Source organism: Streptomyces sp. JNUCC 64 (genome assembly GCF_054484115.1).
Window position 1 is genome coordinate 6,054,569 of record NZ_CM137015.1, and the last position, 19,220, is coordinate 6,073,788.

A 19,220-nucleotide genomic window follows, 5' to 3' on the forward strand; every position below is an offset into this window, starting at 1 on the left:
GGTGTCCGTCGGGGTCCGGTGACCTCCGTCGGGGTCGGGTGGTGTCCGCCGGGAGATCCCGTGGTGCCCGGCGGAGGGGTCAGCGGGGGGTGCCCAGGGCGGCGGCCTCGCGGGCCAGTGCCTCGACGCGGTCCCAGTCCCCGGCGCGCACCGCGTCCTCGGGGAGCATCCAGGAGCCGCCCACGCAGGCCACGTTCGGCAGCGCCAGATAGGCGGGGGCGCTGCCGGGGCCGATGCCGCCGGTGGGGCAGAAACGGGCCTGGGGGAGCGGTCCGGCCAGCGACTTCAGATACGCGGTGCCGCCCGCCGCCTCGGCCGGGAAGAACTTCAGGTCGGTGACCCCGCGCTCCAGCAGCGCCAGGACCTCCGAGGCGGTGGAGACCCCGGGCAGGAACGGCACCCCGGTCTCCCGCATCGCGTCCAGCAGCCCGGGCGTCGAGCCGGGGCTGACCAGGAACCGCGCCCCGGCGGCGACCGCCGCGGCGGCGTGCTCCGGGCGGGTCACCGTCCCGGCCCCGACCACCGCGCCCGGCACCTCCGCGGCGATCGCCCGGATCGCGTCCGGCGCGGCGGGGGTCCGCAGGGTCACCTCGATGGCGGGCAGCCCGCCCGCGACCAGGGCCCGCGCCAGCGGGACGGCGTCGGCGGCGTTCCGCACCACGACCACCGGGATCACCGGGGCGAGGTCCAGGGCCGAGGCGGGGACGGGCGCCTGGGCGGGAGCGGACGGGGACGGGGCGGGCTGCGAGGAAGTCATGGCGTCATCCTGCCGCTGAGTGAGCAGTGTGCGCAAAGCCTGTTGCGTGGTGCGCAACGGACGTTCAGTGGATCTCGGTCACCACGACGTCCAGGGCCCAGGGGGTCCCGGCCCGCGCGGGCTCCCGGGCCTCCACCACGTACCCGAGGTCCCGCAGCGCCTCCACCAACTGCGCGGGCCCCTTCGGGTCCGCCCCGGCCGTCAGCAGCGAACGGACGATCCGGCCCTTCGTCGCCTTGTTGAAGTGGCTCACCACGGACCGCTTCTCCACCCCGTCCACCCACTGCGCGTGCAGCACCCGCACGGTGGCCGTCCGCCCGGCGACCTCGCCCGACGGCTTCCACGCCGCCGCGTACGCCGACGACCGCAGGTCCAGCACCAGCCCCCGGCCCGCCGCCCCGGGCAGCGCCCCGTCCATCACCGTCCGCCAGTACGGGCCCAGCGCCCCCAGTCCCGGCAGCCGCACCCCCATCGCGCAGCGGTACGGGGGGATCCGGTCGTTGACGCGCACCGCGCCCCACAGCCCCGAGAACACCAGCAGCGAGCGGGTCGCCCGCCGCTTGGCCGCCGGGTCCAGCGAGGCCAGGTCCAGCGCGTCGTACAGCACCCCCGTGTACAGCTCCCCGGCCGGACGGGCCCCCGCCGTGCGCAGGGCGGCGTTCTTCGCGACCTCCGCCCGCTGCCCCTCGCTCAGCCCCAGCGCGGTCCGCGCCTTCTCCTCGTCCCCGAGGCACAGCTCCTCCAGCGCGTCCAGCACCGCCGCCCGCGCGGGGGCCAGCTCCGGCAGCGACAGCCCCTCGGGCTTCAGCGGAGCGCCCCGGCCCGCGGCGGCCTTCCCCTCGGACGGCGGCAACAGCACGAGCACGGGCTTCTCCAGGGGAGGTGTGGGGACGGCGCCGGGGCGGGCACGCCCCGGCCGTCCAGCCTATGCGCTGCGCGCCCCCGCCCGGCCTCGGACACCGACCGTGGCCGTCACGCGGCTCCAGGTCGTCGCGCCTGCCTCGGGACGGATGACCCTGGCCTCGGTCGCCCCCGCCCGGTTAGGGTGCGTACGCGGGGGTTTCCACCGCATGGTCGGCGTCCGTGCGGACCGCTCGGGCGAGAGGAATGAGGACCGTGCCGTCGCACCAGCCCCCGCTGCCCCCTGACGAGACCTGGGACGTCACCCTCACCGTCCCCGCCACCGGACCGGACTCCGGGGCCTCCGCCGCCTCCGGCTCAGCTCCGGCCCCGGCTCCGGTCACCTCCGGAACCTCCGCCATCTCCGGCGTCATGGGCACCTCTGCCGCCACCGCCGCCTCCGGCACCCCCAGCGACACGGACGCATCCGCCGCCACCGGTGCCCCGGGCCCGGGTGCCGGGCCCAGCCCCGCGCTGCTGCGCCGGGTCGCCGGGTTCCACGCCGCCGGGCTCACCGAGGCCCGGTTCCTGTGGTGCGAGGACGGTCACTGGTTCCGCTGCCGTCTGGAGGCGCGCGCCCCGTCCGGCGGGGACGGCGGGGACGGCGGGGACCCCGTCGTCACCCTGCGGACCAGCCCGCTGCCGGGTCCGCCCGCCGGGCTCACCGCCCGGGAGGTCGACATCATCTCGCTGGTGGCCCTCGGCCTCTCCAACCGGGAGGTGTCCAGCCGTCTCGGCACCAGCATCCGCACCGTCACCACCCAGGTCGAACGGCTGCTGAGGAAGCTCGACCAGGACTCCCGGGCCGGGCTCAGCGCCCTCGCCGTCGACCGCGACCTGATCCGGCTGCCCCTGCCCGGCGGAGCCGAGCAGCGCGGCGGCGTCCGGGTCCTCGACGTCGAACGGCACGCCGCCACCGCCCCCGGCGTCCCGGTCGCCCGCCGGGTCCGTCCCGTCCCCGCCGTCACCGGCCGTGCCGCCCGGCGCTCCGTCCGGATCGGCACCATCGTGGTCGGCGGGGCGTTCGCCGCCGACGGCCGGGAGTCCGCCCGGGGCGCCGCCCTCGCCGTCCGCGACATCAACGCGCTCCGCCACGACCACGGCCGGTCCGTGGAGCACCTCACCGTCCACATCGACCCCTTCGACCCGGAGTCCGTCGAGGACGCGCTCAGGGAGCTGACCGGGGCCGACGTGGACGCCGTCACCAGCAGCTACGCCAGCGCGCTGAGCCCCGAGGTGTTCGCGTTCGCCGCCGACTTCGGCCGGACCTTCCTGCACACCAACACCTGGACCCGCAGCGTGGACGCGGTCCGCGCCGACCCCCGCCGCCTCGGCCACGTCTTCCAGACCTGCCCCTCCGAGACCGCCTACCGGTCCGCGCTCCTCGGCTACCTCCGGGGCCACCCCGCGACCGGCAGCGCCGACCACCCCCGGCTCGCCCTCGTCGAACTCGACGGCTACGGTTGCGCGATCACCGACGACACCTTCACCGCCCGGGTGCGCCGGACGGGCTGGAGCGTCGCCAGCGCCCACCGGGTCGGCCTCACCGTCGACCACGTGGACGAGCTGGCCCGGGAGGTCCTCGCCGACCGGCCGGAACTCGTCGTCGTCTCCCATCTGAGCGTGGAGACCGCCGCAGCCCTCCAGAACGCCCTCACCCGGCACCGCCCCGACCAGCTGACCTACCACATCTACACCCCTTCGGTGCCGGGCTTCGCCCGCCGCATCGAACACCGTGGGGGACAGGTCATCTGGTCCACCGTCACCGGCCGCCCCGACGACCCCCTGGGACGGCGCTTCAGCGAGCGGTACGCGCGCGCGTTCGGCGTCCCGCCCGGCCGCAGCCAGGCCAGCGCCGCCTACGACCAGGTGCGGCTGGCGCACGCGGCGTTCTCCATCACCGGCTCGCTGCGCCCCGAGGCGGTCGGCGCGTATCTGCGGGACTCCGCCTACCGGGGCGTCAACGGCACCTATCTCTTCGCCTCGCCCGGCCAGGCCGTCTCCGGCTACCCCGACGAGACGGGCGACCCCAGCCTCGCCCAGCCGACCCGCACCTACCGGCTCTCCACGGAGGGGCAGGAACTCCTGCCCACCTGACGGCCCCGCCCGTCCGAGGGCCCGGGGGACCGGTACCGGCCGCCTGCCCCCGGGAAGGGTCCGGGCCCGGGCCGGAACCCGTCGGGTCCGGGCCGGAACCCGTCGGGCCCGGGCCGGGAACGGAGCCTCAGCCGACGCCGACGCCGTCGCCGCCCGCGAAGAACTCCCCGTAGCGGTACGCCACCCGGGGCGCCGCGCACGGATGACCCAGCGCCAGGTGCATCTCCCGCCGCTCCGGCAGGAACACCGCGCTGGCCACCGTCGACCCCCGCTCCAGCGGCTCCTGCCGCTCGTCGGGGTGGCAGCACAGCGCGTCGGGGTAGTTCTCGTGGTCGCTCAGCACCTCGTGCCACCCGGCCAGCGAGGGCTCGGGCATCAGCTCGGCCAGCCGCTCCGCCCGCGCCCGCCGGAACGGCGAGTCCGGCATCACCCGGGGCCCGAGGTCCTCCGCCACCGAGCCGAAGTCCCCGTCACCGGCGTGGAAGTGGTTGGCGTGCACCAGGAACCCGCCGCGCTCCACCGAGGTCCAGGACACCTCCCCGGGACCGCCCGGCCGGGTCTCCGCGTCGACCGCCCGGCCGTCCCCCACCAGCAGGTAGTTCGCCGAGGACGACCGCCGCACTTCCCTCAGCAGCTCCACCCCGTCGGCCAGCGACGGCGAGTCCAGCAGCGCCCGCAGCACCAGGTGGTACGGCAGCCCCGCCTCGCCCACGTCCCGCGAGGTGACCAGCGCGTTGGTCAGCACGGTGACGCCCGCCGCGTTGGTCCCGAACTTGGCGAGCAGCCCCGCCTCGACCACCGACACCCACCGGGGGCCCCGGTCCGGCGCGGACTCCAGCACCACCACCGTGTCGTGCGAGAACGGGATCCAGTCCCAGTTCTGCCCCACCACCGGCTCCGGTCCCCGCAGATCGCAGAACGAGGTGCACTCGGCGGGCGGCCGTCCGCCCGGCATCCCCCGCTCCGCCGCCGTCCGGGCCGCCGCGATCCGGCGGGCCTTGCCGGAGAACAGGATCTCGGTGCGCAGGTTCAGCGCCAGGACGTCCTCGAACGACACCCCCGCGCCCTCCGCGACCCCGCGCATCTCCGCCAGGTAGCCCGCCCCGGCGCGCGGACCGTCCGCCGCCAGGTACCGCTCCTCGAACCGCTCCAGCGCCGGGAGGTACGTCCGCGCCAGCCGGGTCGCCCCGGCCCAGGTCAGCCCGGCGAACCGGGCGTACACCTCCTCGTACGCGGTCAGACTCGCCCCCACCCGCTCCTTGGTGGCGGCCCCGTACTGACGGCCCCGCTCCAGCGGCCCGCCCTCCGTCCGGACGACCAGCGCCGGGGGGTACGCGGTGTGCGCGGCCCGCGCCCCGCCGCTCACGCCGCGCCCTGCCCGCCGTCGACCGCGACCACGACGCCGCTGACGTACGCGGCGTCCTCGGAGGCGAGGAACAGACACACCCGCGCCACCTCGTCGGCGGTGCCGAGCCGTCGGGCCGGGATCCGTCCGAGGACCCCCGCGAGGGACTCCGGATCGGCCGACACCGTCGTCATCGGGGTGTCGATCACCCCCGGGGCGACGGCGTTGCAGCGGACGCCGTCCGGCCCCCACTCCACGGCGAGCTGCCGGGTCAGCGCCTCCACCGCGCCCTTGCTGGCGCTGTACGCGGCGCTGGGCTCGCCCGCGTCACCGCGCGACGCCGCGATGGAGGAGAGCAGGGTGACGCTGCCGCCGGTGCCGCGCGCCCGCATCCGCCGGGCCGCCTCGGCGGCCACCAGCAGCGAGCCCCGGGCGTTCAGCCCGACCACCGCGTCCCAGTCGGCGGCGGAGGTCTCGACGGCGGGCCGGAAGCGGTAGACGCCCGCGCAGTGCACCACCGCGTCCGGGGCGTGCCCGTCCCACCGCCGTCCGATCCCGTCGAAGGCGGCGCGCACCGACTCCTCGTCGCCGACGTCGCAGCCGGACACCGGGTACGGGGCGGTGTCCCCGGGCCGCAGGTCGAGTCCGGCGACCGTCCAGCCGAGGCGGTGGGCGCGGTCGGCGGTGGCCCGCCCGATGCCCGAACCGGCGCCCGTCACGACCAGTCGGCGCGGTGCTTTCGGTGTGTCGCTCATGAGGTGAGCACTCCTCCGTTGACGTTGAGGGTCTGACCGGTGACGTAGTCGGCTCCGGAGAGCAGGAAGTGGACGGCGTCCGCGACGTCGGCCCCGGTGCCGTGCCGCGCCAGGGGGACGGCCGCCACCACGCGCCGCCGCTCCTCGTCGGGGGTGCGACCGCTGCGGCGGGCCCGTGCGGCCAGCTCCTCGCGGTGCATCTCCGTCATCACGTAGCCGGGGGCGACGGAGTTCACGGTGGCGACCTCTGCCAGCTCCACCGACAGGGTCGCCATCAGCGACTGGACGGCGGCCTTCGACGCGCTGTAGGCGCCCGCGCCGGGGGTCGGCGTCTGGGCGAACAGCGAGCCCAGGACGACGATCCGGCCGCGTTCCCCGTCCCGTCCCAGCAGTGGCGCGACGGCCCGGGCGCAGCGCAGCACCCCGAAGAAGTTGATCTCGAACACCCGCCGCACCGCCTCGTCGGGGGTGTCCAGCAGCGGGGTGTCCGGTCCGCCGACGGCCGCGTTGGCGACCAGCGCGTCCAGCCCGCCGAACGCCTCCACGGCCCGGGCCGCCAGCAGCGCGGCGCCGGTGCCGGGGGCGGTCTCCGCCACATCGGCGGCGACCGCGACCGCGTGGCGTCCGGTGGGGTCCAGCGCCCGGGCGGTCTCCGTCACCCCGGCGGCGTCGACGTCGGCGAGCAGCACGTTCCAGCCGCCGTCGAGCAGCCGGGCGGCGACGGCCCGGCCGATGCCCCGGGCCGCGCCGGTGACCAGGGCGGCGCGGCGCCGGGCGGGGGCCGGACCGGCGGCCGTGTCGGCACCGGCCGTGGGAGCCGGGGCGGTCATGCCGGGACCTCCGCCTCGCGGACGGCGGCGGCGATCTCCCGGCCCCGGGCGAACCACAGCCGGGGGTCGGCGCGCAGCCGGGTCAGATACGCCTCCAGCATCCGCAGCCGTCCCGGCCGTCCGATGATCTGGGGATGCACGGTCAGGGTGACCAGACCGCCCGCCGCGTGGATCGCGGAGGTCTCCTCGTCCCACACCTCGGCCACCTCGCGGGCCGAGCGCATCGTCTTGTTCCAGCTCGTCGCGTCGAACCAGAAGTGCGGGGCGTCGTCCAGCGACCAGTGCACGGGCACCTCCACCAGCGGATGACCGGGATGGAGGTACGGCACGACGGCGTCCATCATGTTCGACGCGTAGGAGAAGCCGTGCGCGGTGAGCAGGTCCAGGGTGTGCGGGCTGGTGTCCCAGGACGGGGAGCGGTACCCGTGGACCTCCCCGGCCAGCGGACGCAGCGCGTCGAGGCCCCGGACGAGTTCCGCTTCCTCTTCCTCCCGGCTCATGAGATGGGGGGAACGATGGGTGTGACCGTGGTGCCCTATCTCGTGTCCGCGCGCCGCCACGGATTCCAGCACGGCGGGATAGCGGACGGCGTCCCCACCACAGACGAAGAACGTCGCGGGAATGTCGAGGCGGTCGAACAATTCCAGTAGCGCGGGTACCGCGACCAGTGCTCCGTAACGGGCCTGGGAGAGAACTCCTGGACGGGCCGAGTTCGCGGGGTCCTCGGCGATCCACAATTCGTCGGCGTCGAAGTCGACGGTCACCGCCATCGCCGCGTCACAGCCCACGGGCCACATGTACGGGTCCTTCCGCTCGCTCGCCGGGTGCCGCCCTCCCGGTGGCCTTCCGGGACCGGCGCGGAGGCCGGACGGAAGGGGCGGAGGACGTGGTGACCACGGTAACGAGCCAGGTCGCGCGGCGAACTCCGTAAGATTACGTACGAGCCGTGCCGACGGCCGCGCGCCCCGTCCGGGGGCGGCGGGACCCCGGTCGCGCCATACGTACAGATGCGTATGTGCACACCGCCGGGGTTTTGCCACTCTTCGGGAATCGATGGAACCCCCGTTGAACCGACGGGCGCGGAGAGGAAACGAGCCGGTGTCCAGTAACACGACGGAGAAAGCGCCTCAGCTGACGAGAGTGCTGAGGCTGCCCGCGATCGTTCTTTTCGGTCTCACCTACATGTCCCCGGTGGCCGTGTTCACGACGTACGGAATCGTGGGCGGGGAAACCGAGGGGCATCTTCCGGCAGCCTATGTACTGGCGCTCGCGGTCATGCTGCTGACCGCGCACAGTTACGGCCGCATGGTGCGGAGTTTCCCGGCGGCGGGTTCCGCTTACAAGTACGCGCAGAAGGTGTTCGGCGGTCACGTCGGTTTCCTGACCGGCTGGACCCTGATGCTCGACTACCTGTTCCTGCCGATGGTGTCGTTCCTGCTCGCGGGCATCTATCTGCACGCCCAGTTCCCGGGCGTCCCGCAGGGCGTGTGGAGCGTGGCGGTGCTGCTGCTGGTCCTGGCGTTCAACGTGATCGGGGTGAAGTTCGTCAGCAAGATCACCGCCGTCATCATGGGCGCCACAGCGGTGCTGCTGGCCCTGTTCGTCGGGCTCGCCGGGGCCAAGTCGGACGTCCCGGCGGGGCAGCTCTTCGACTCCTTCGTCCCGGCCGCCGACCAGTGGTCGCTGCTGGCGGGCGGCGCGGTGATCCTCGCCCTCAGCTTCCTCGGCTTCGACGCGGTGTCCACCCTCGCCGAGGAGGCCCACGAACCGCGCCGGACCGTGCCGCTCGGCATCATCCTCACCACCGCGATCGGCGGCGGGCTCTTCGTCCTGGTCGCCTGGGTCGGCGCGCTGGTCCGCCCCGACCACTCCTTCTCCGATCCCGACGCGGCGGGCGCGGAGCTGATGAGCACGGTCGGCGGCTCCGCGATGAGCACGGCGTTCACCGTCGTCTACGTGATGGGCTGCATCGGGTCCGCGATGGTCTCCCAGGCCAGCGTCTCCCGGATCATCTTCTCCATGGGCCGGGACGGACTGCTGCCCCGACGGGTCTTCGGACGGCTCAACCCCCGGTTCGGCACCCCGGTCGGTGCGCTGATCGCCGTCTCCGCCGTCGCCCTGCTGTCGGTGGTCCTCACCCTCGACCAGGCCGTCGTCATGATCAACTTCGGGGCGCTGGCCGCGTTCTCGATGGTCAACCTGAGCGTGATCAAGCACTACCTGATCGGTCGCGGACGGACCCTGACCCCGCGTTCCCTGCTGGTCAACGGGCTGCTCCCGGGCCTCGGCTTCGCCAGCACGGTCTGGCTGTGGACCAGCCTCACCGGGGACACCTTCCTCGTCGGCCTGGTCTGGATGGCGGTCGGCGTGGTGCTCCTGGCGATCAGCACCCGGTTCTTCACCCGCCGCCCGCCGGAGCTGCACATGGGCCCCGAGGACGAGGACCTCACCCCGGGCGTCCCCGGCGCCCACCGGGAGGCCACCCCGGTGACCTGACCTGACCTGACCTGAGCCGACCGGACGCCGACCCGGCGCCCGCACCGCCGCGCCCCGTTCCGGGCACCCCCCACCTCTCCGTCGGGGCCCGGGCCGGGGCGCCGCCGTGTTCCGGCCCGGGCCGTCCCCTTCCGCTCACCCGGTTGCGGGGGTGGGGGCAGGGGCCGTGGTGGGCGCAGGCGCAGGCGCGGGCGGGGGTGCGGGCGCGGTGGTCGTCGTCGGGGGGAGGGCGGAGCGCAGCGCGGTGGCCAGGGCGGCCGGGTCGTCCGCGTACAGGTGCACCACCGAGAACCGGTCGGTACGGCCCAGCGGGGTGATCCGGGTGAGCGGGGCCGCCAGCTCCACGGTCACGTTGGTCAGCGCGCCGACGGTCACCGCCAGTTCGCCCGGCACCCGCCCGTCCGAGGTCCGCAGCCGCTCCCGCACCGCGGTGACCTGCGTCAGCGGTATCCGGACGTCGACCAGGGCGCCCTGCCGCACCCGTAGCCCGGTGCCGGACAGCACATGCGGACGGGTGACGGCCGCCGTCTGCATCCCCAGCACCGTCACCACCGTGTACACGTCCAGCACCAGCGTCACCGTGTGCAGGACGGGCAGGTTCCGCAGCAGATAGGCCAGCCCCACCGTCTCCACCAGACACACGAAGGCCAAGCCGTACACCAGCGCCGCCTGGCTCCGCGCGTAGCCGAAGGCCCGGTCGCCCGGCCGGACCCCGTTCCGCCGCCGGGTCAGCCACAGCCCGTGGCTGACCAGCGTCCGGGCCTCGTGCGCGACGATCCGCCGGAACGCACCGGGCACCCGGGGCTCCCGCTCCCCGTCGGCCCGGCTGGTGCCGGTGCCGGTGCCGGTGCCGGTGCCGGTGTCGGTGCTGGTGCCCGTGCTGGTGCCTGCGCCTGTGCTCGTGTCCGTTCCGGTGTGGGCGTGGGCGTGGTTCCCGTCCATGTCCGTCCCCTCCTCCTCTTGCCTTCTCTTCCTTCTCTTCCGTCCCCGTCGTCCGCGTGCGGGGGCGACGGTCTCACCGGTCGTCGTCCACCAGGAGCGCGAGGGCCCGCCGGACCGCCGCGGCCTGGGCGGGGGCGAAGTCCGCGAAGACCGCGTCCATGAACGCCCGCGCCCCCTCGTCCCTCCCGGTGGAACTGCCCCGGGTCCGCTGGTGCTCCGGCCCGCCGTCCCCGTCCGGCCCGTCGGGCACCAGCCCCCCGGTCCTGAGTTCGTCGGCGAGCGCGGGCGGCAGCAGATCGGCCAGGGCGCGGGCGGTCTCCTCCACCCGGGGGTCGGCGGGATCCGCGCGGTCCAGGGCGTCCAGCCGCGCGTACACCGCGTGGGCACGGGCCGCCGCGCCCGGTGCGCGCACCGTCTCCCCGAGCAGGGAGACGAGCCGGGCCTGGTCCCCGGGATCGGCGGACGCGTCCAGCAGGCCGAGCAGCTCGCGGTCCCGCACCGCCATCGGGGACAGCGGGGCTTCCGGCTCGGCCGCGTCCAACTCGCCCAGCAGCGCGGCGAGTTCCGGTGAGGACGGTCCGTTCGCGCTGAGCCGTCCCGCGCGGGCCTCGGTCAGCAGGGCGCCCACCCGGCGTCGCCGTTCGCGCAGCGCCCGTTCCTGACGGGCCAGGTCCTCGTCCAACTCACCGAGCACCTCGGCGAGTTCGCGGCCCGCGTCGTCGGCGAGGACGTCACGGACCTCCGCGAGCCCGAGGCCCAGCTCGGTCAGCCGCCGGACGCGGGCCAGCAGGACCGCGTGGCGCAGCGTGTAGTCGCGGTACCCGTTGGGCAGTCGCCCGGGCTCGGGCAGCAGCCCCAGGTGGTGGTAGTGCCGGATGGCCCGGGGAGTGACCCCGGCCGCCGTGGCGAGTTCTCCGATCCGCATGGCTTCAGGAGAAACCATGACGTCGCGGCAAGGTCAAGCACTCGTCCCCCGGGGCCCCCATTGACGGCTAACGCTGTTAGCCGTACGGTGTGGCTAACGGTGTTAGCCGTCGGGTCGCCGATCGCCCGGGCCCGTTCCGTCCGCCCTCGCCCCGGCCCTGTCCCGTCCGAACCGAAGGAGTCCGCCCATGTCCGCCGTCACCCCCGAGCCGAGCTGGCCCGTCCGCCCCGCCGCCGCCGGGACGTCCGCCCCGCGCGTCCGGGCCGTCCCCGCTCCGGCCGTTCGCGCCGCCTGGTTCGCCGCCGCCCTCTTCTGGACCGCGTTCGCCGTGCTGGAGGGCGTCAACCACGGCTGGCCGGCCGTGGTCATGGCGGTGGTCTTCGCCGTCGCCCCCGATCTGCCGCTGCTGGTCGGACTGCGGGGCGGCGATGGCCTCGTCCCGGGGCAGCTGCGGCCCCGGGCCGTCCCCTACTACAACCTGACCCACCGGGCGTCGGTCCCGTTCGTCCTCGCCGTCGGCTACGCGTTCCTCGCGCCCAAGGAGTGGGCCCCGCTGTTCGCCGCGCTGTGCGCCTGGCTCGCCCACATCTCGTACGATCGCGCCTTCGGGTACGGCCTGCGAACGAAGGAGGGCTTCCAACGTGGCTGAACGGCTGACGGGAACGGCGGAGTCGCCGCCGGGCGCGGGCGATCCGCTCGCCCGCCTCACCCCCCGGGCCCGGGAGATCGTCCTCGCCGCCCGCGCCCTGGTGGCGGAGTCCGGACCGGCCGCCCTCACCATGCGGGCCCTCGCGGACCACCTCGGCATCAAGGCGCCCTCCCTCTACAAGCACTTCCCGGACAAGGCCGCCGTGGAGGCGGAGGTGATCGCCCTGGGACTGCTGGAGACGGCCGAGGCGCTGGAGGCGGCGGAGCGAAGCTTCGCGCACGGCGACCGGCCCCCGGGCGGTGCCCCCGCCGGGCCCGTTGCCCCCGCCCCCTCGGCACCTCTCGCCCCACCGGCGGCGGACGCCCGGTTCCTGGAGGGCACCCCATCCGTCCCGGAGACCCCGCCCGCGACGGAGGCCCCACCCGTCCGGGGCGCCCTGCCCGCCTCGGACACTCCATCCACCCTGGGAACCCCATCCGCGCCGGGCACCCCATCCATGACGGACGCCCGGCCCGCGACGGACGGCCCCTCCCCGTGGCACGTCCCGGCCGCGTCCGGAGTCCCGGCAGCCGCGACGACGGGCGGCGCACCGCGCGCGGGAACGCTTCTGGAGGCCCTCGCCGACGCGTACCGGCGGGACGCCCTCGCCCATCCGCACCTCTACCTCCTGGCCACCGAGCGTCCGCTGCCCCGGCACGCCCTGCCGGACGGGCTGGAGGAACGGGCGGCGCTGCCCCTGATGAGGGCCTGCGGCTTCGACGTCGACCGGGCCCGCGCGGTGTGGGCGTTCGCCCACGGGATGGTGAGCCTGGAGATCCACGGCCGGTTCCCGGACGGCGCCGACCTCGCCGCCGCCTGGTCGGCGGGCGTCCGGGCCCTGGAGTACTGATCGGCCCGACCACCCTGACCCCCCGTCGGCCGGGTAGCATGTCCGGTACGGCAGACGAGCCGGGCGGACGGTCGCGTGGGCATCCTCGGATGCTCCCGAGGAACGTCCGGGCTCCACAGGGCAGGGTGGTGGCTAACGGCCACCCGGGGTGACCCGCGGGACAGTGCCACAGAAAGCAGACCGCCGGGGACCGTACGCGTACGGACCCCGGTAAGGGTGAAACGGTGGTGTAAGAGACCACCAGCGCCTGGGGTGACCCAGGCGGCTAGGTAAACCCCACCTGGAGCAAGGTCAAGAGGGGCCACGGGTCACACCGGGGCCCTGCGCGGACGTTCGAGGGCTGCCCGCCCGAGTCCGCGGGTAGACCGCACGAGGCCGGTGGCAACACCGGTCCTAGATGGATGGCCGTCACCCCGATGGCCGCGAGGCCCCGGGGTACAGAACCCGGCGTATGCCCGACTCGTCTGCCCGCCAGCCCCGTTGACCTGCGCTTCCGTCCGGGGTGGCGGAGCGCCGAGCCCCGCTGGGGAGAGACCGGGGAGACTCCGGTTCAAAGAGGCGGACGGCTGGGTAGGTGATCGCGCTGGTTCCATCTACTGGTCCCCCCGACCTGTCAGTGCAGGCTCTCGTACGGGTCGCGGATCGTGTGGCGGGCGGCGGCCGTGGCCAGGACGTTCCGCGGGTACCGGGAGCCGGGCACGTAGTGGCGGCCCTTGGTGTTGCCGACCGGGGTCAGCAGGTCCTCGCGCATCAGGTGCTGCATGTCGCGCTGGGCTTGTTGTTCGCTGATTCCCTCCGCCTTCTCGTAGCGGGAGCGGCGCACCCGGCCGGTGACGGCGACCTCGTGCAGGGCGGTGATCTGGCGTTCGGTGACACCGAGCGCCTCGCGTCGCTCTTCGAGCTGGATCCAGCACCGGTTGGAACGGTCCACGCGGTGCTGGACGCTCTGGGACTGCTCGTGGTAGGCGCGCAGATTGAACCGCACCCAGGGGGTGGTGTCCCGCGCCGGGCTGTAGACCGGGCCGCCGACCTCGCGCAGCACCTTGTAGTAGTCCCAGGTGTGGCCGGGCATGCCCAGCCACGCCTCGATGGAGGAGAACTCGGGAGCGAGGACGCCCTCCCGGGCGATCAGGAGGGTCTGCAAGGAGCGGGACATCCGGCCGTTGCCGTCGGCCCACGGGTGGATCTTGACGAGGTTGAAGTGGGCCATTGCTGCGCGGACGAGCGGGTCCGAGTCGAGGTCTCCGGTGTTGAGCCAGTCGATCAACTCGCCCATCAGGGAAGGCACCTCGTCTTCGTGGGGGCCTCCGTACTCCGTGGCGTGAGGGTCGCCTACGGCACTGATGAAGATCGGTCCCCGCCGCCACTGTCCGGCGGGCTTGCGGGGGTGGTGGTGGTGGTGGCCCTGGAGCATCCAGTGCAGCGCGTTGAGGAGTCCCTTGCCGTACGCGAAGTCAGGGGCGTCGTGAAGTGACTGGATGTAGGTCATGGACTGCTGGCAGGCGACGGTCTCCGCGCGATTCGCCTCGGTGACGTCCACGTTCTCCCGCGCGTCGTCCATGAGGTCGGCGACATCGCGGGCGTCGACCCGGTAGCCCTCGATGGTGTTGGACGCGGCGATGGCCGAGGCGGTCAGATGCCGTCGGAGGCCAAGGGTCCACTTGGCCGGGGCCTGCCGCACGGTGTGCCGCAGGGCATGACGCATGTCGGCGACTTCGGCGAGGACGCGGTGGTCGGCGGAGGAGAGCCGAGGCGTGTGGTACAGCATGACGTAATGCTGCCTTCAAGGCGCCATTCTCTCCTCCGGCTGCGGAGGCCGACCTCGTGGACACCTCATCGGAGGCGCGGGCGTGCTGCTGGTGAACGGAGAAGGTGGCCCATGGACCCGGGAGGCGGTCCGCCCTCTGTGTCGGGCCACCGCCTTTGCCCGACCGGACCGACCGCTGTCGGTCAGCGGGCGAGGGCGAGCGTCAGTTCGCGGACGCCGGGGGTCCGGGGATGGCGGGAGGACAGCGAGCTGACGATCGTACGGATGGAGGAGCGGTCGCGGACCTCGGCGGGGCTGGCCCGTAGTGCGGCAAGGAGCTCCAAGGCGGTCTGCTCCGGTTTGCCGTATCGCCACCAGGCACGGGCGAGGTCGGTGTGCATCCGGCTGATGCGTTCCGGGGTGGGGAACTGCTCCGGCCGTAGATGCCGCCCGGCCTCCAGAGCCGTGCCTGCGTCACCGAGCGCCCAGTGGACACCGACGGCATAGAGGTTGGCAGCCGCTGGGGAGATGCGGAAGAAGCGGTCCGCCGGGACGGTGTCCGGGAGACGGCGGGCGGCTTGACGGGCTTCGGCGATCAGGGCCAGGGCCTGGGTCCGGTCGCCGGTGCGGGCGGCGGTGTAGGCGGTGGTGCACAACATCTGTGCGTACGCCGCTGTTTGCGAGCCAGTCGTCAGGCCGGTGGCCTCGACCTCCGCGAGCGCCGCCAGGACCAAGCGCTGGGCGGCGGCGGGCTGGTCCTGATGGCGGAGGACGATCGACAACTCGCGGGCAGCCGCAGCGGAGGCGACGGGGGACTCGGCGACGGCGGCGTAGGTGGTGGCGCGGTCGGCGGTGAGCCGAGCCCGTTCGTAGCGGCCGATCTTCCCCAGGATCCGGGTGGCGAGGAGATAGCAGGCGGAGAGCTGGGCGTGGTCCAGAGGGGTGCGGGAGCGGGCGGCCCGGTGTGCGTCGCCGAGGAGGCCGGGCAGCTCCGCGAGGAGGGCCGTGTGGCGGCCGGTGTCCCACATCCTCCGGGCTTGGGCCAGACGCTGGTCGACTGGCATGGTGCCCGTGCCGGGGGGAGTGAGGGCGAGGGCGTCGTCGATCGCCACGAGCAGGGAGGCGGGCACGGCCGTGCCTGCGGCGGTGAGCAGGGTACGGCGGTGCATGGGATCCTCCTCGGTGGGCGGAGCGTGCGGCGCCACTCTAGTGGGACGAGGACCGGCTTCGGCGGTGATGCCGCAGGCAGCCGCCAGAAGAACGGGCGGCAGGCCGACGGCTGTCGCGGCGGCCGTGAGCAGACGGATGTCCGAAGGGTGCCTGCCGGCTTCCAGACGGGAGACGGTGGAGGCGGAGCAACCGATCCGCACTCCGAGGTCGGCCTGTCGCCAGCCGAGACGACGGCGGCCGAGCCGGACGAGGCGGCCGGGGGAACGGTGTTTGACGTGCTCCCGCGCCTCGCGGGTGGCCCAGATGTCTAAGTCAGCGGTGAGCATCAGCCCTCCCACGCGCCCGGGTCGGGGCCCAAACGGTAGGGCACGGCGACGGTCGCGTCGACGACGTTTGCAGCATCTGCACGCGATGTGCGGGCTGCGGTAGCCGATCACCGGCAGCACTGCTCGGGTGGTGCTCTGTTGGTGTGCCGCCGGCTCGCCGGCCGAGTGAGTCCGCCTGCAGGTGCCGTGGTTCTCGACGGCACCACCTGACCTGTGCTTCCCGCCCACAATCCTCGGCCTGAAGGAGTACCCGTGTACCTGCCGTACCCCGTGATCGAGCAGTTGACCGATGGTCAAGTGATCACCTGGAAGACTTTCTTCGAGGGCGCGGGTCGTGAGCGCCCCCGCAGCATCGAGGAAGGCATCTGGCGCCGGACCCAGGACCCCGCCAACGCCGAACAGTCCGGCTGGAGCGAGGACGCCTCCGGCCGTCGGCGGATCGTGCACTACCGTTACACCTACGCCCTCGACTACACCTTCCCCGTACCGAGGCTCGTCCTCGCAGACCTGTACCTGTACGTGTCCTTCACGGCTCCGAACCATGAGATCCGTGCCTACGCCGAAAGCGTCGACGGCTGGCTCGAACAGGGCCGGTGGCGTCGGGACGGTACCGGCTGGCGCCACGGCGACCTCGTCACCGCCCTCACCGAGTACGACACCCATCCCCAGGACGAACGCGCGGACCGGACCGTTCCCGTCGGCTTCCGGACCCTGGACGTCCTCATCACCTCCGAGGGCTACGCGGTTGCCCGCTCCCTGCGGAACCTGCCCTGGGACGTCCTCGCCGGTGGTATGCGGATCAAGGAGCGGCGCGGCGCCCCGGAGTTCGCCCAGGACTTGTCCGGCCTGTTGGACCATCTCCCCTTCCAGGTCGAGGTCGGATGCGGCACCTCGATCGAGGCGGGTGTCCCTCCGCTGCACTACCTCCACGAGGTCTACCGGGTCACCGAACGGAAGGGAGACGAATTCACCCAGTCCCACGGCTTCACCCTCACCCCGCAAGCCGACACCCTCGTACGGGAGATGCTGCTCGACGCCTCGGGCAAGGCCGAGTCGCTGACCCGGATGTTCGCGACCTGCTTCACCGCCGAACCCACCGGTGCCCACCTGGCTCTCAAGGCTCTGCACGCCGCCGGTCACATGACCGGCCCGGTCATCACCCACAACTTCGACCTCCTCGCCGCCCGCGCAGGTCTGGAGGAGGTCTTCGTCCGCCGGTACGACCAGAAGATCCCTCCGGTCCCGCTTTTGGACCATGCCCGCGCACTCTTGGTGATCGGCCTGCACGCGGACCGGCGTTCCGTCCAGGCCCGTGCCCGCGCCAAGGGCATGAAGATCTTCTACGTCGACCCCGAGGGCCTGATGGAGAACGGCGCCTTCAAGGAGTACCCGATCGAGGGAGCCCGCGAAGGCGACACCGTCGTCCGCTCCGGGGCGACTCCCGCCCTCCGGCGTCTGTGCGAGCTCTTGGACGTCACCCCCTGACCGCCGACCGCCTGGAAGTCGGCCCTTCTGATGCCGAAGAGGGATAGCGTCGTGGAGGCGTCCGGATCACGGAGCGCCTCCACGACAGCACCCCACCCCAAGGACGGCCCCATGCGTGTTTCGGTGATCGGCTGCGGGCACCTCGGAGCCCCGCACGCCGCCGCGATGGCGGAACTCGGCCACGAGGTCATCGGCGTCGAACTCGACCCGGAGACCTGCGGGATCCTCCGGTCGGGGCGCGGCGCCTTCTACGAGAAGGGCCTCGACGAGTTGCTGGCCGAGCACGTCCCGAGCGGGCGGCTCCGGTTCACCACCGACCTCGCCGAGGCCGCCGACTTCGCCGACCTCCACTTCATCGCGGTCGGCACCCCGCTCCGCGCCGACGGCCAGGGGTACGACACCAGCCAGGTCACCGACGCCGTCCGTGATCTCGCCGCGCTGCTGAAGCGCCCCGCTACCGTCGTCGGCAAGTCCACCGTCACCGTCGGGACCGTCGCCCGTCTCCAGGCCGTCCTCGCCGAGCACGCCCCGGACGGGGTGGACCTCGTCTGGAACCCGGAGTTCCTGCGCGAGGGCCACGCCGTCGAGGACTCCCTCCGCCCCGACCGGATCGTCGCCGGGCTCACCACCCCCGCCGCCGAGAAGGCCGTACGGGAGGTGTACGCCCCCGTCCTCGAACGCGGTGGCACCGAGCTGATCGTCACCGACCCCGCCACCGCCGAAGTCCTCAAGAGCGCCGCGAACGCCTATCTCGCCACGAAGATCAGCTACATCAACGCCATGGCCGAGGTCTGCGAGATCACCGGCGCCGACGTCGCCACCGTCGCGCACGGCATCGGCGTCGACCACCGCATCGGCCATGCCGGGATGCGGCCCGGCATCGGCTACGGCGGCGGCTGCCTCCCCAAGGACGTCGCCGCCTTCACCCATCGGGTCGGTGAGCTCGGCGCCGCCGGGGCCTCCGCGCTCCTCACCGCCGTCGAGGGGATCAACCACGGCCGGAGGGACGCCGCCCTCGCCCTGGTCGAACGCGCCCACGAAGGCCCGCTCGGCACCGCCGCGATCGCCGTTCTCGGCGCCTCCTTCAAGCCCGGTACCAGTGACGTCCGTTCCTCGCCCGCCCTCCGGCTGGCCGGACTCCTCCACGAGGTCTCCGCCCGCACCGTCGTCCACGACCCCGAGGCCGTTCCGGCGGCCCGCCGTCTCCACCCCGGACGCTCCTTCGCCGACACCCTCGACGAGGCCCTGGCCGGAGCGGACCTGGTGGTCCTGGCCACGGAGTGGCCCCAGTACACCAAGGACCCGTCCCTTCCCGTCACGGCCGCGGGTCTCGTCCGCCGCCCCGTCCTCGTCGACGTCCGCACCGCCGTCGACCCGGCCGACTGGACCCGTGCCGGATGGACCGTGCACCAGCTCGGCCGCCCCGTGCGCCACCCCGCGACGGGACGATGACGGACACCCCGGCCTTCGGTGCCCCCCGGACCCTTCCCACCGGGAGCGTCCTCCACTCCGCCGGGTCCGGGTCCTGACGCCTTCGGGCACCCCGCCGTCGTCGTCCGCCCGTGATGCCCCGTCCCTTCCGGTCGCGTGGCCGGGAGTGGACGTCCGGCGTGTTCGCGGCCGTTCGGGGTGCCCTCCCGGTGCGCGGCGCCGGGGCCGGTGGGGAGGCGGTCCCCGGTGGTCGCAAGGGGGCGCGCCGGATGGCCAGGAGGGGGTGTCGTCGCGGGGGTTCCGTCAACGCGCGTGGACTGGACGGAGGGACCCGCTCAGCGGAGGGGTGAAAGCGGAGGAACGCGGACGAACCATCTGATCGTCGGGAGTGGTGTCCGTTTCCTTGGTTTGTCCGTTCCCCGTCGGCTGTCGTAGGAGAACCAGTCACTCCGTTTTACCGCCGGCCGGGTCGGGGT

Annotated in this window: 16 protein-coding genes and 1 other RNA gene; 7 read left to right on the plus strand and 10 right to left on the minus strand. The window is 73.8% G+C overall.

The annotated features are described in order from the left end of the window. Positions 1-79: 79 nt before the first annotated feature. Positions 80-757: a bifunctional 4-hydroxy-2-oxoglutarate aldolase/2-dehydro-3-deoxy-phosphogluconate aldolase gene (gene eda, locus ACVWNX_RS25070; RefSeq protein ID WP_454410102.1), complete on the minus strand. Its 678-nt coding sequence runs from the start codon at positions 755-757 to the stop codon at positions 80-82. A gap of 64 nt (positions 758-821) precedes the next feature. Next, positions 822-1,622 carry a peroxide stress protein YaaA gene (gene yaaA / locus ACVWNX_RS25075; protein WP_454410104.1) on the minus strand — a complete coding sequence of 267 codons (801 nt, stop codon included), beginning with the start codon at positions 1,620-1,622 and terminating at the stop codon, positions 822-824. Positions 1,623-1,873: 251 nt separating this feature from the next. Here yaaA and ACVWNX_RS25080 point away from each other — a divergent pair, with 251 nt between their 5' ends. Then, positions 1,874-3,754, plus strand: a complete 1,881-nt coding sequence (locus ACVWNX_RS25080; protein ID WP_454410106.1) for an ABC transporter substrate-binding protein — start codon at positions 1,874-1,876, stop codon at positions 3,752-3,754. Positions 3,755-3,881: 127 nt separating this feature from the next. Here the strand turns inward: ACVWNX_RS25080 and ACVWNX_RS25085 are convergent, their stop codons facing one another. Genes ACVWNX_RS25085 through ACVWNX_RS25100 form a run of 4 tightly spaced genes read right to left on the minus strand, consistent with a single transcriptional unit; the run spans position 3,882 to position 7,481 of the window. Further along, on the minus strand, positions 3,882-5,120 hold the full coding sequence (locus ACVWNX_RS25085; protein ID WP_454410108.1) for a C45 family autoproteolytic acyltransferase/hydolase: 1,239 nt from the start codon (positions 5,118-5,120) through the stop codon (positions 3,882-3,884). Beyond that, entirely contained in the window at positions 5,117-5,854 is a 738-nt protein-coding gene (locus ACVWNX_RS25090) for an SDR family NAD(P)-dependent oxidoreductase (protein WP_454410109.1), read from the minus strand. Before ACVWNX_RS25090 ends, ACVWNX_RS25085 begins: the two co-directional genes overlap by 4 nt. Continuing rightward, positions 5,851-6,684 carry an SDR family NAD(P)-dependent oxidoreductase gene (locus ACVWNX_RS25095; protein WP_454410110.1) on the minus strand — a complete coding sequence of 278 codons (834 nt, stop codon included), beginning with the start codon at positions 6,682-6,684 and terminating at the stop codon, positions 5,851-5,853. The genes ACVWNX_RS25090 and ACVWNX_RS25095 overlap by 4 nt, the downstream gene beginning before the upstream one ends. After that, complete coding sequence (locus ACVWNX_RS25100) at positions 6,681-7,481, minus strand: polysaccharide deacetylase family protein (protein WP_454410112.1); 801 nt, start codon at positions 7,479-7,481, stop codon at positions 6,681-6,683. Before ACVWNX_RS25100 ends, ACVWNX_RS25095 begins: the two co-directional genes overlap by 4 nt. 301 nt (positions 7,482-7,782) lie before the next feature. Between ACVWNX_RS25100 and ACVWNX_RS25105 the strand changes: the two genes are divergently transcribed. Beyond that, positions 7,783-9,180, plus strand: a complete 1,398-nt coding sequence (locus ACVWNX_RS25105) for an APC family permease (RefSeq protein ID WP_454410114.1) — start codon at positions 7,783-7,785, stop codon at positions 9,178-9,180. Positions 9,181-9,315: 135 nt separating this feature from the next. Here ACVWNX_RS25105 and ACVWNX_RS25110 read toward each other — a convergent pair whose 3' ends face one another. Continuing rightward, positions 9,316-10,122 carry a hypothetical protein gene (locus tag ACVWNX_RS25110; protein WP_454410116.1) on the minus strand — a complete coding sequence of 269 codons (807 nt, stop codon included), beginning with the start codon at positions 10,120-10,122 and terminating at the stop codon, positions 9,316-9,318. A 73-nt stretch (positions 10,123-10,195) separates the two neighbouring features. Next, on the minus strand, positions 10,196-11,047 hold the full coding sequence (locus tag ACVWNX_RS25115; protein ID WP_454410117.1) for a MerR family transcriptional regulator: 852 nt from the start codon (positions 11,045-11,047) through the stop codon (positions 10,196-10,198). A gap of 187 nt (positions 11,048-11,234) precedes the next feature. On the opposite strand from ACVWNX_RS25115, the gene ACVWNX_RS25120 reads away from it, so the two are divergent. From ACVWNX_RS25120 to rnpB, 3 genes are all read left to right on the plus strand, one after another. Next, positions 11,235-11,696 (plus strand): DUF4260 family protein, encoded by a 462-nt coding sequence (locus tag ACVWNX_RS25120; protein ID WP_454410119.1) that lies wholly within the window; start codon positions 11,235-11,237, stop codon positions 11,694-11,696. After that, on the plus strand, positions 11,689-12,585 hold the full coding sequence (locus tag ACVWNX_RS25125) for a TetR/AcrR family transcriptional regulator (RefSeq protein WP_454410120.1): 897 nt from the start codon (positions 11,689-11,691) through the stop codon (positions 12,583-12,585). Before ACVWNX_RS25120 ends, ACVWNX_RS25125 begins: the two co-directional genes overlap by 8 nt. A gap of 55 nt (positions 12,586-12,640) precedes the next feature. Beyond that, an RNA gene (gene rnpB / locus ACVWNX_RS25130) (RNase P RNA component class A) lies at positions 12,641-13,052 on the plus strand. A gap of 146 nt (positions 13,053-13,198) precedes the next feature. On the opposite strand, the gene ACVWNX_RS25135 is transcribed toward rnpB, so the two are convergent. Both ACVWNX_RS25135 and ACVWNX_RS25140 read right to left on the minus strand, forming a co-directional pair. Then, positions 13,199-14,353: a Fic family protein gene (locus tag ACVWNX_RS25135; protein WP_454410122.1), complete on the minus strand. Its 1,155-nt coding sequence runs from the start codon at positions 14,351-14,353 to the stop codon at positions 13,199-13,201. 182 nt (positions 14,354-14,535) lie between these two features. Continuing rightward, positions 14,536-15,828 (minus strand): helix-turn-helix domain-containing protein, encoded by a 1,293-nt coding sequence (locus ACVWNX_RS25140; RefSeq protein ID WP_454410124.1) that lies wholly within the window; start codon positions 15,826-15,828, stop codon positions 14,536-14,538. Between the two features lie 252 nt (positions 15,829-16,080). On the opposite strand from ACVWNX_RS25140, the gene ACVWNX_RS25145 reads away from it, so the two are divergent. Then, the gene (locus ACVWNX_RS25145) at positions 16,081-17,313 is read left to right on the plus strand and encodes an SIR2 family protein (protein WP_454410126.1); all 1,233 of its coding nucleotides are present in this window, start codon (positions 16,081-16,083) and stop codon (positions 17,311-17,313) included. 111 nt (positions 17,314-17,424) lie between these two features. Beyond that, positions 17,425-18,765 carry a UDP-glucose dehydrogenase family protein gene (locus ACVWNX_RS25150; RefSeq protein ID WP_454410128.1) on the plus strand — a complete coding sequence of 447 codons (1,341 nt, stop codon included), beginning with the start codon at positions 17,425-17,427 and terminating at the stop codon, positions 18,763-18,765. Positions 18,766-19,220 lie beyond the last annotated feature (455 nt).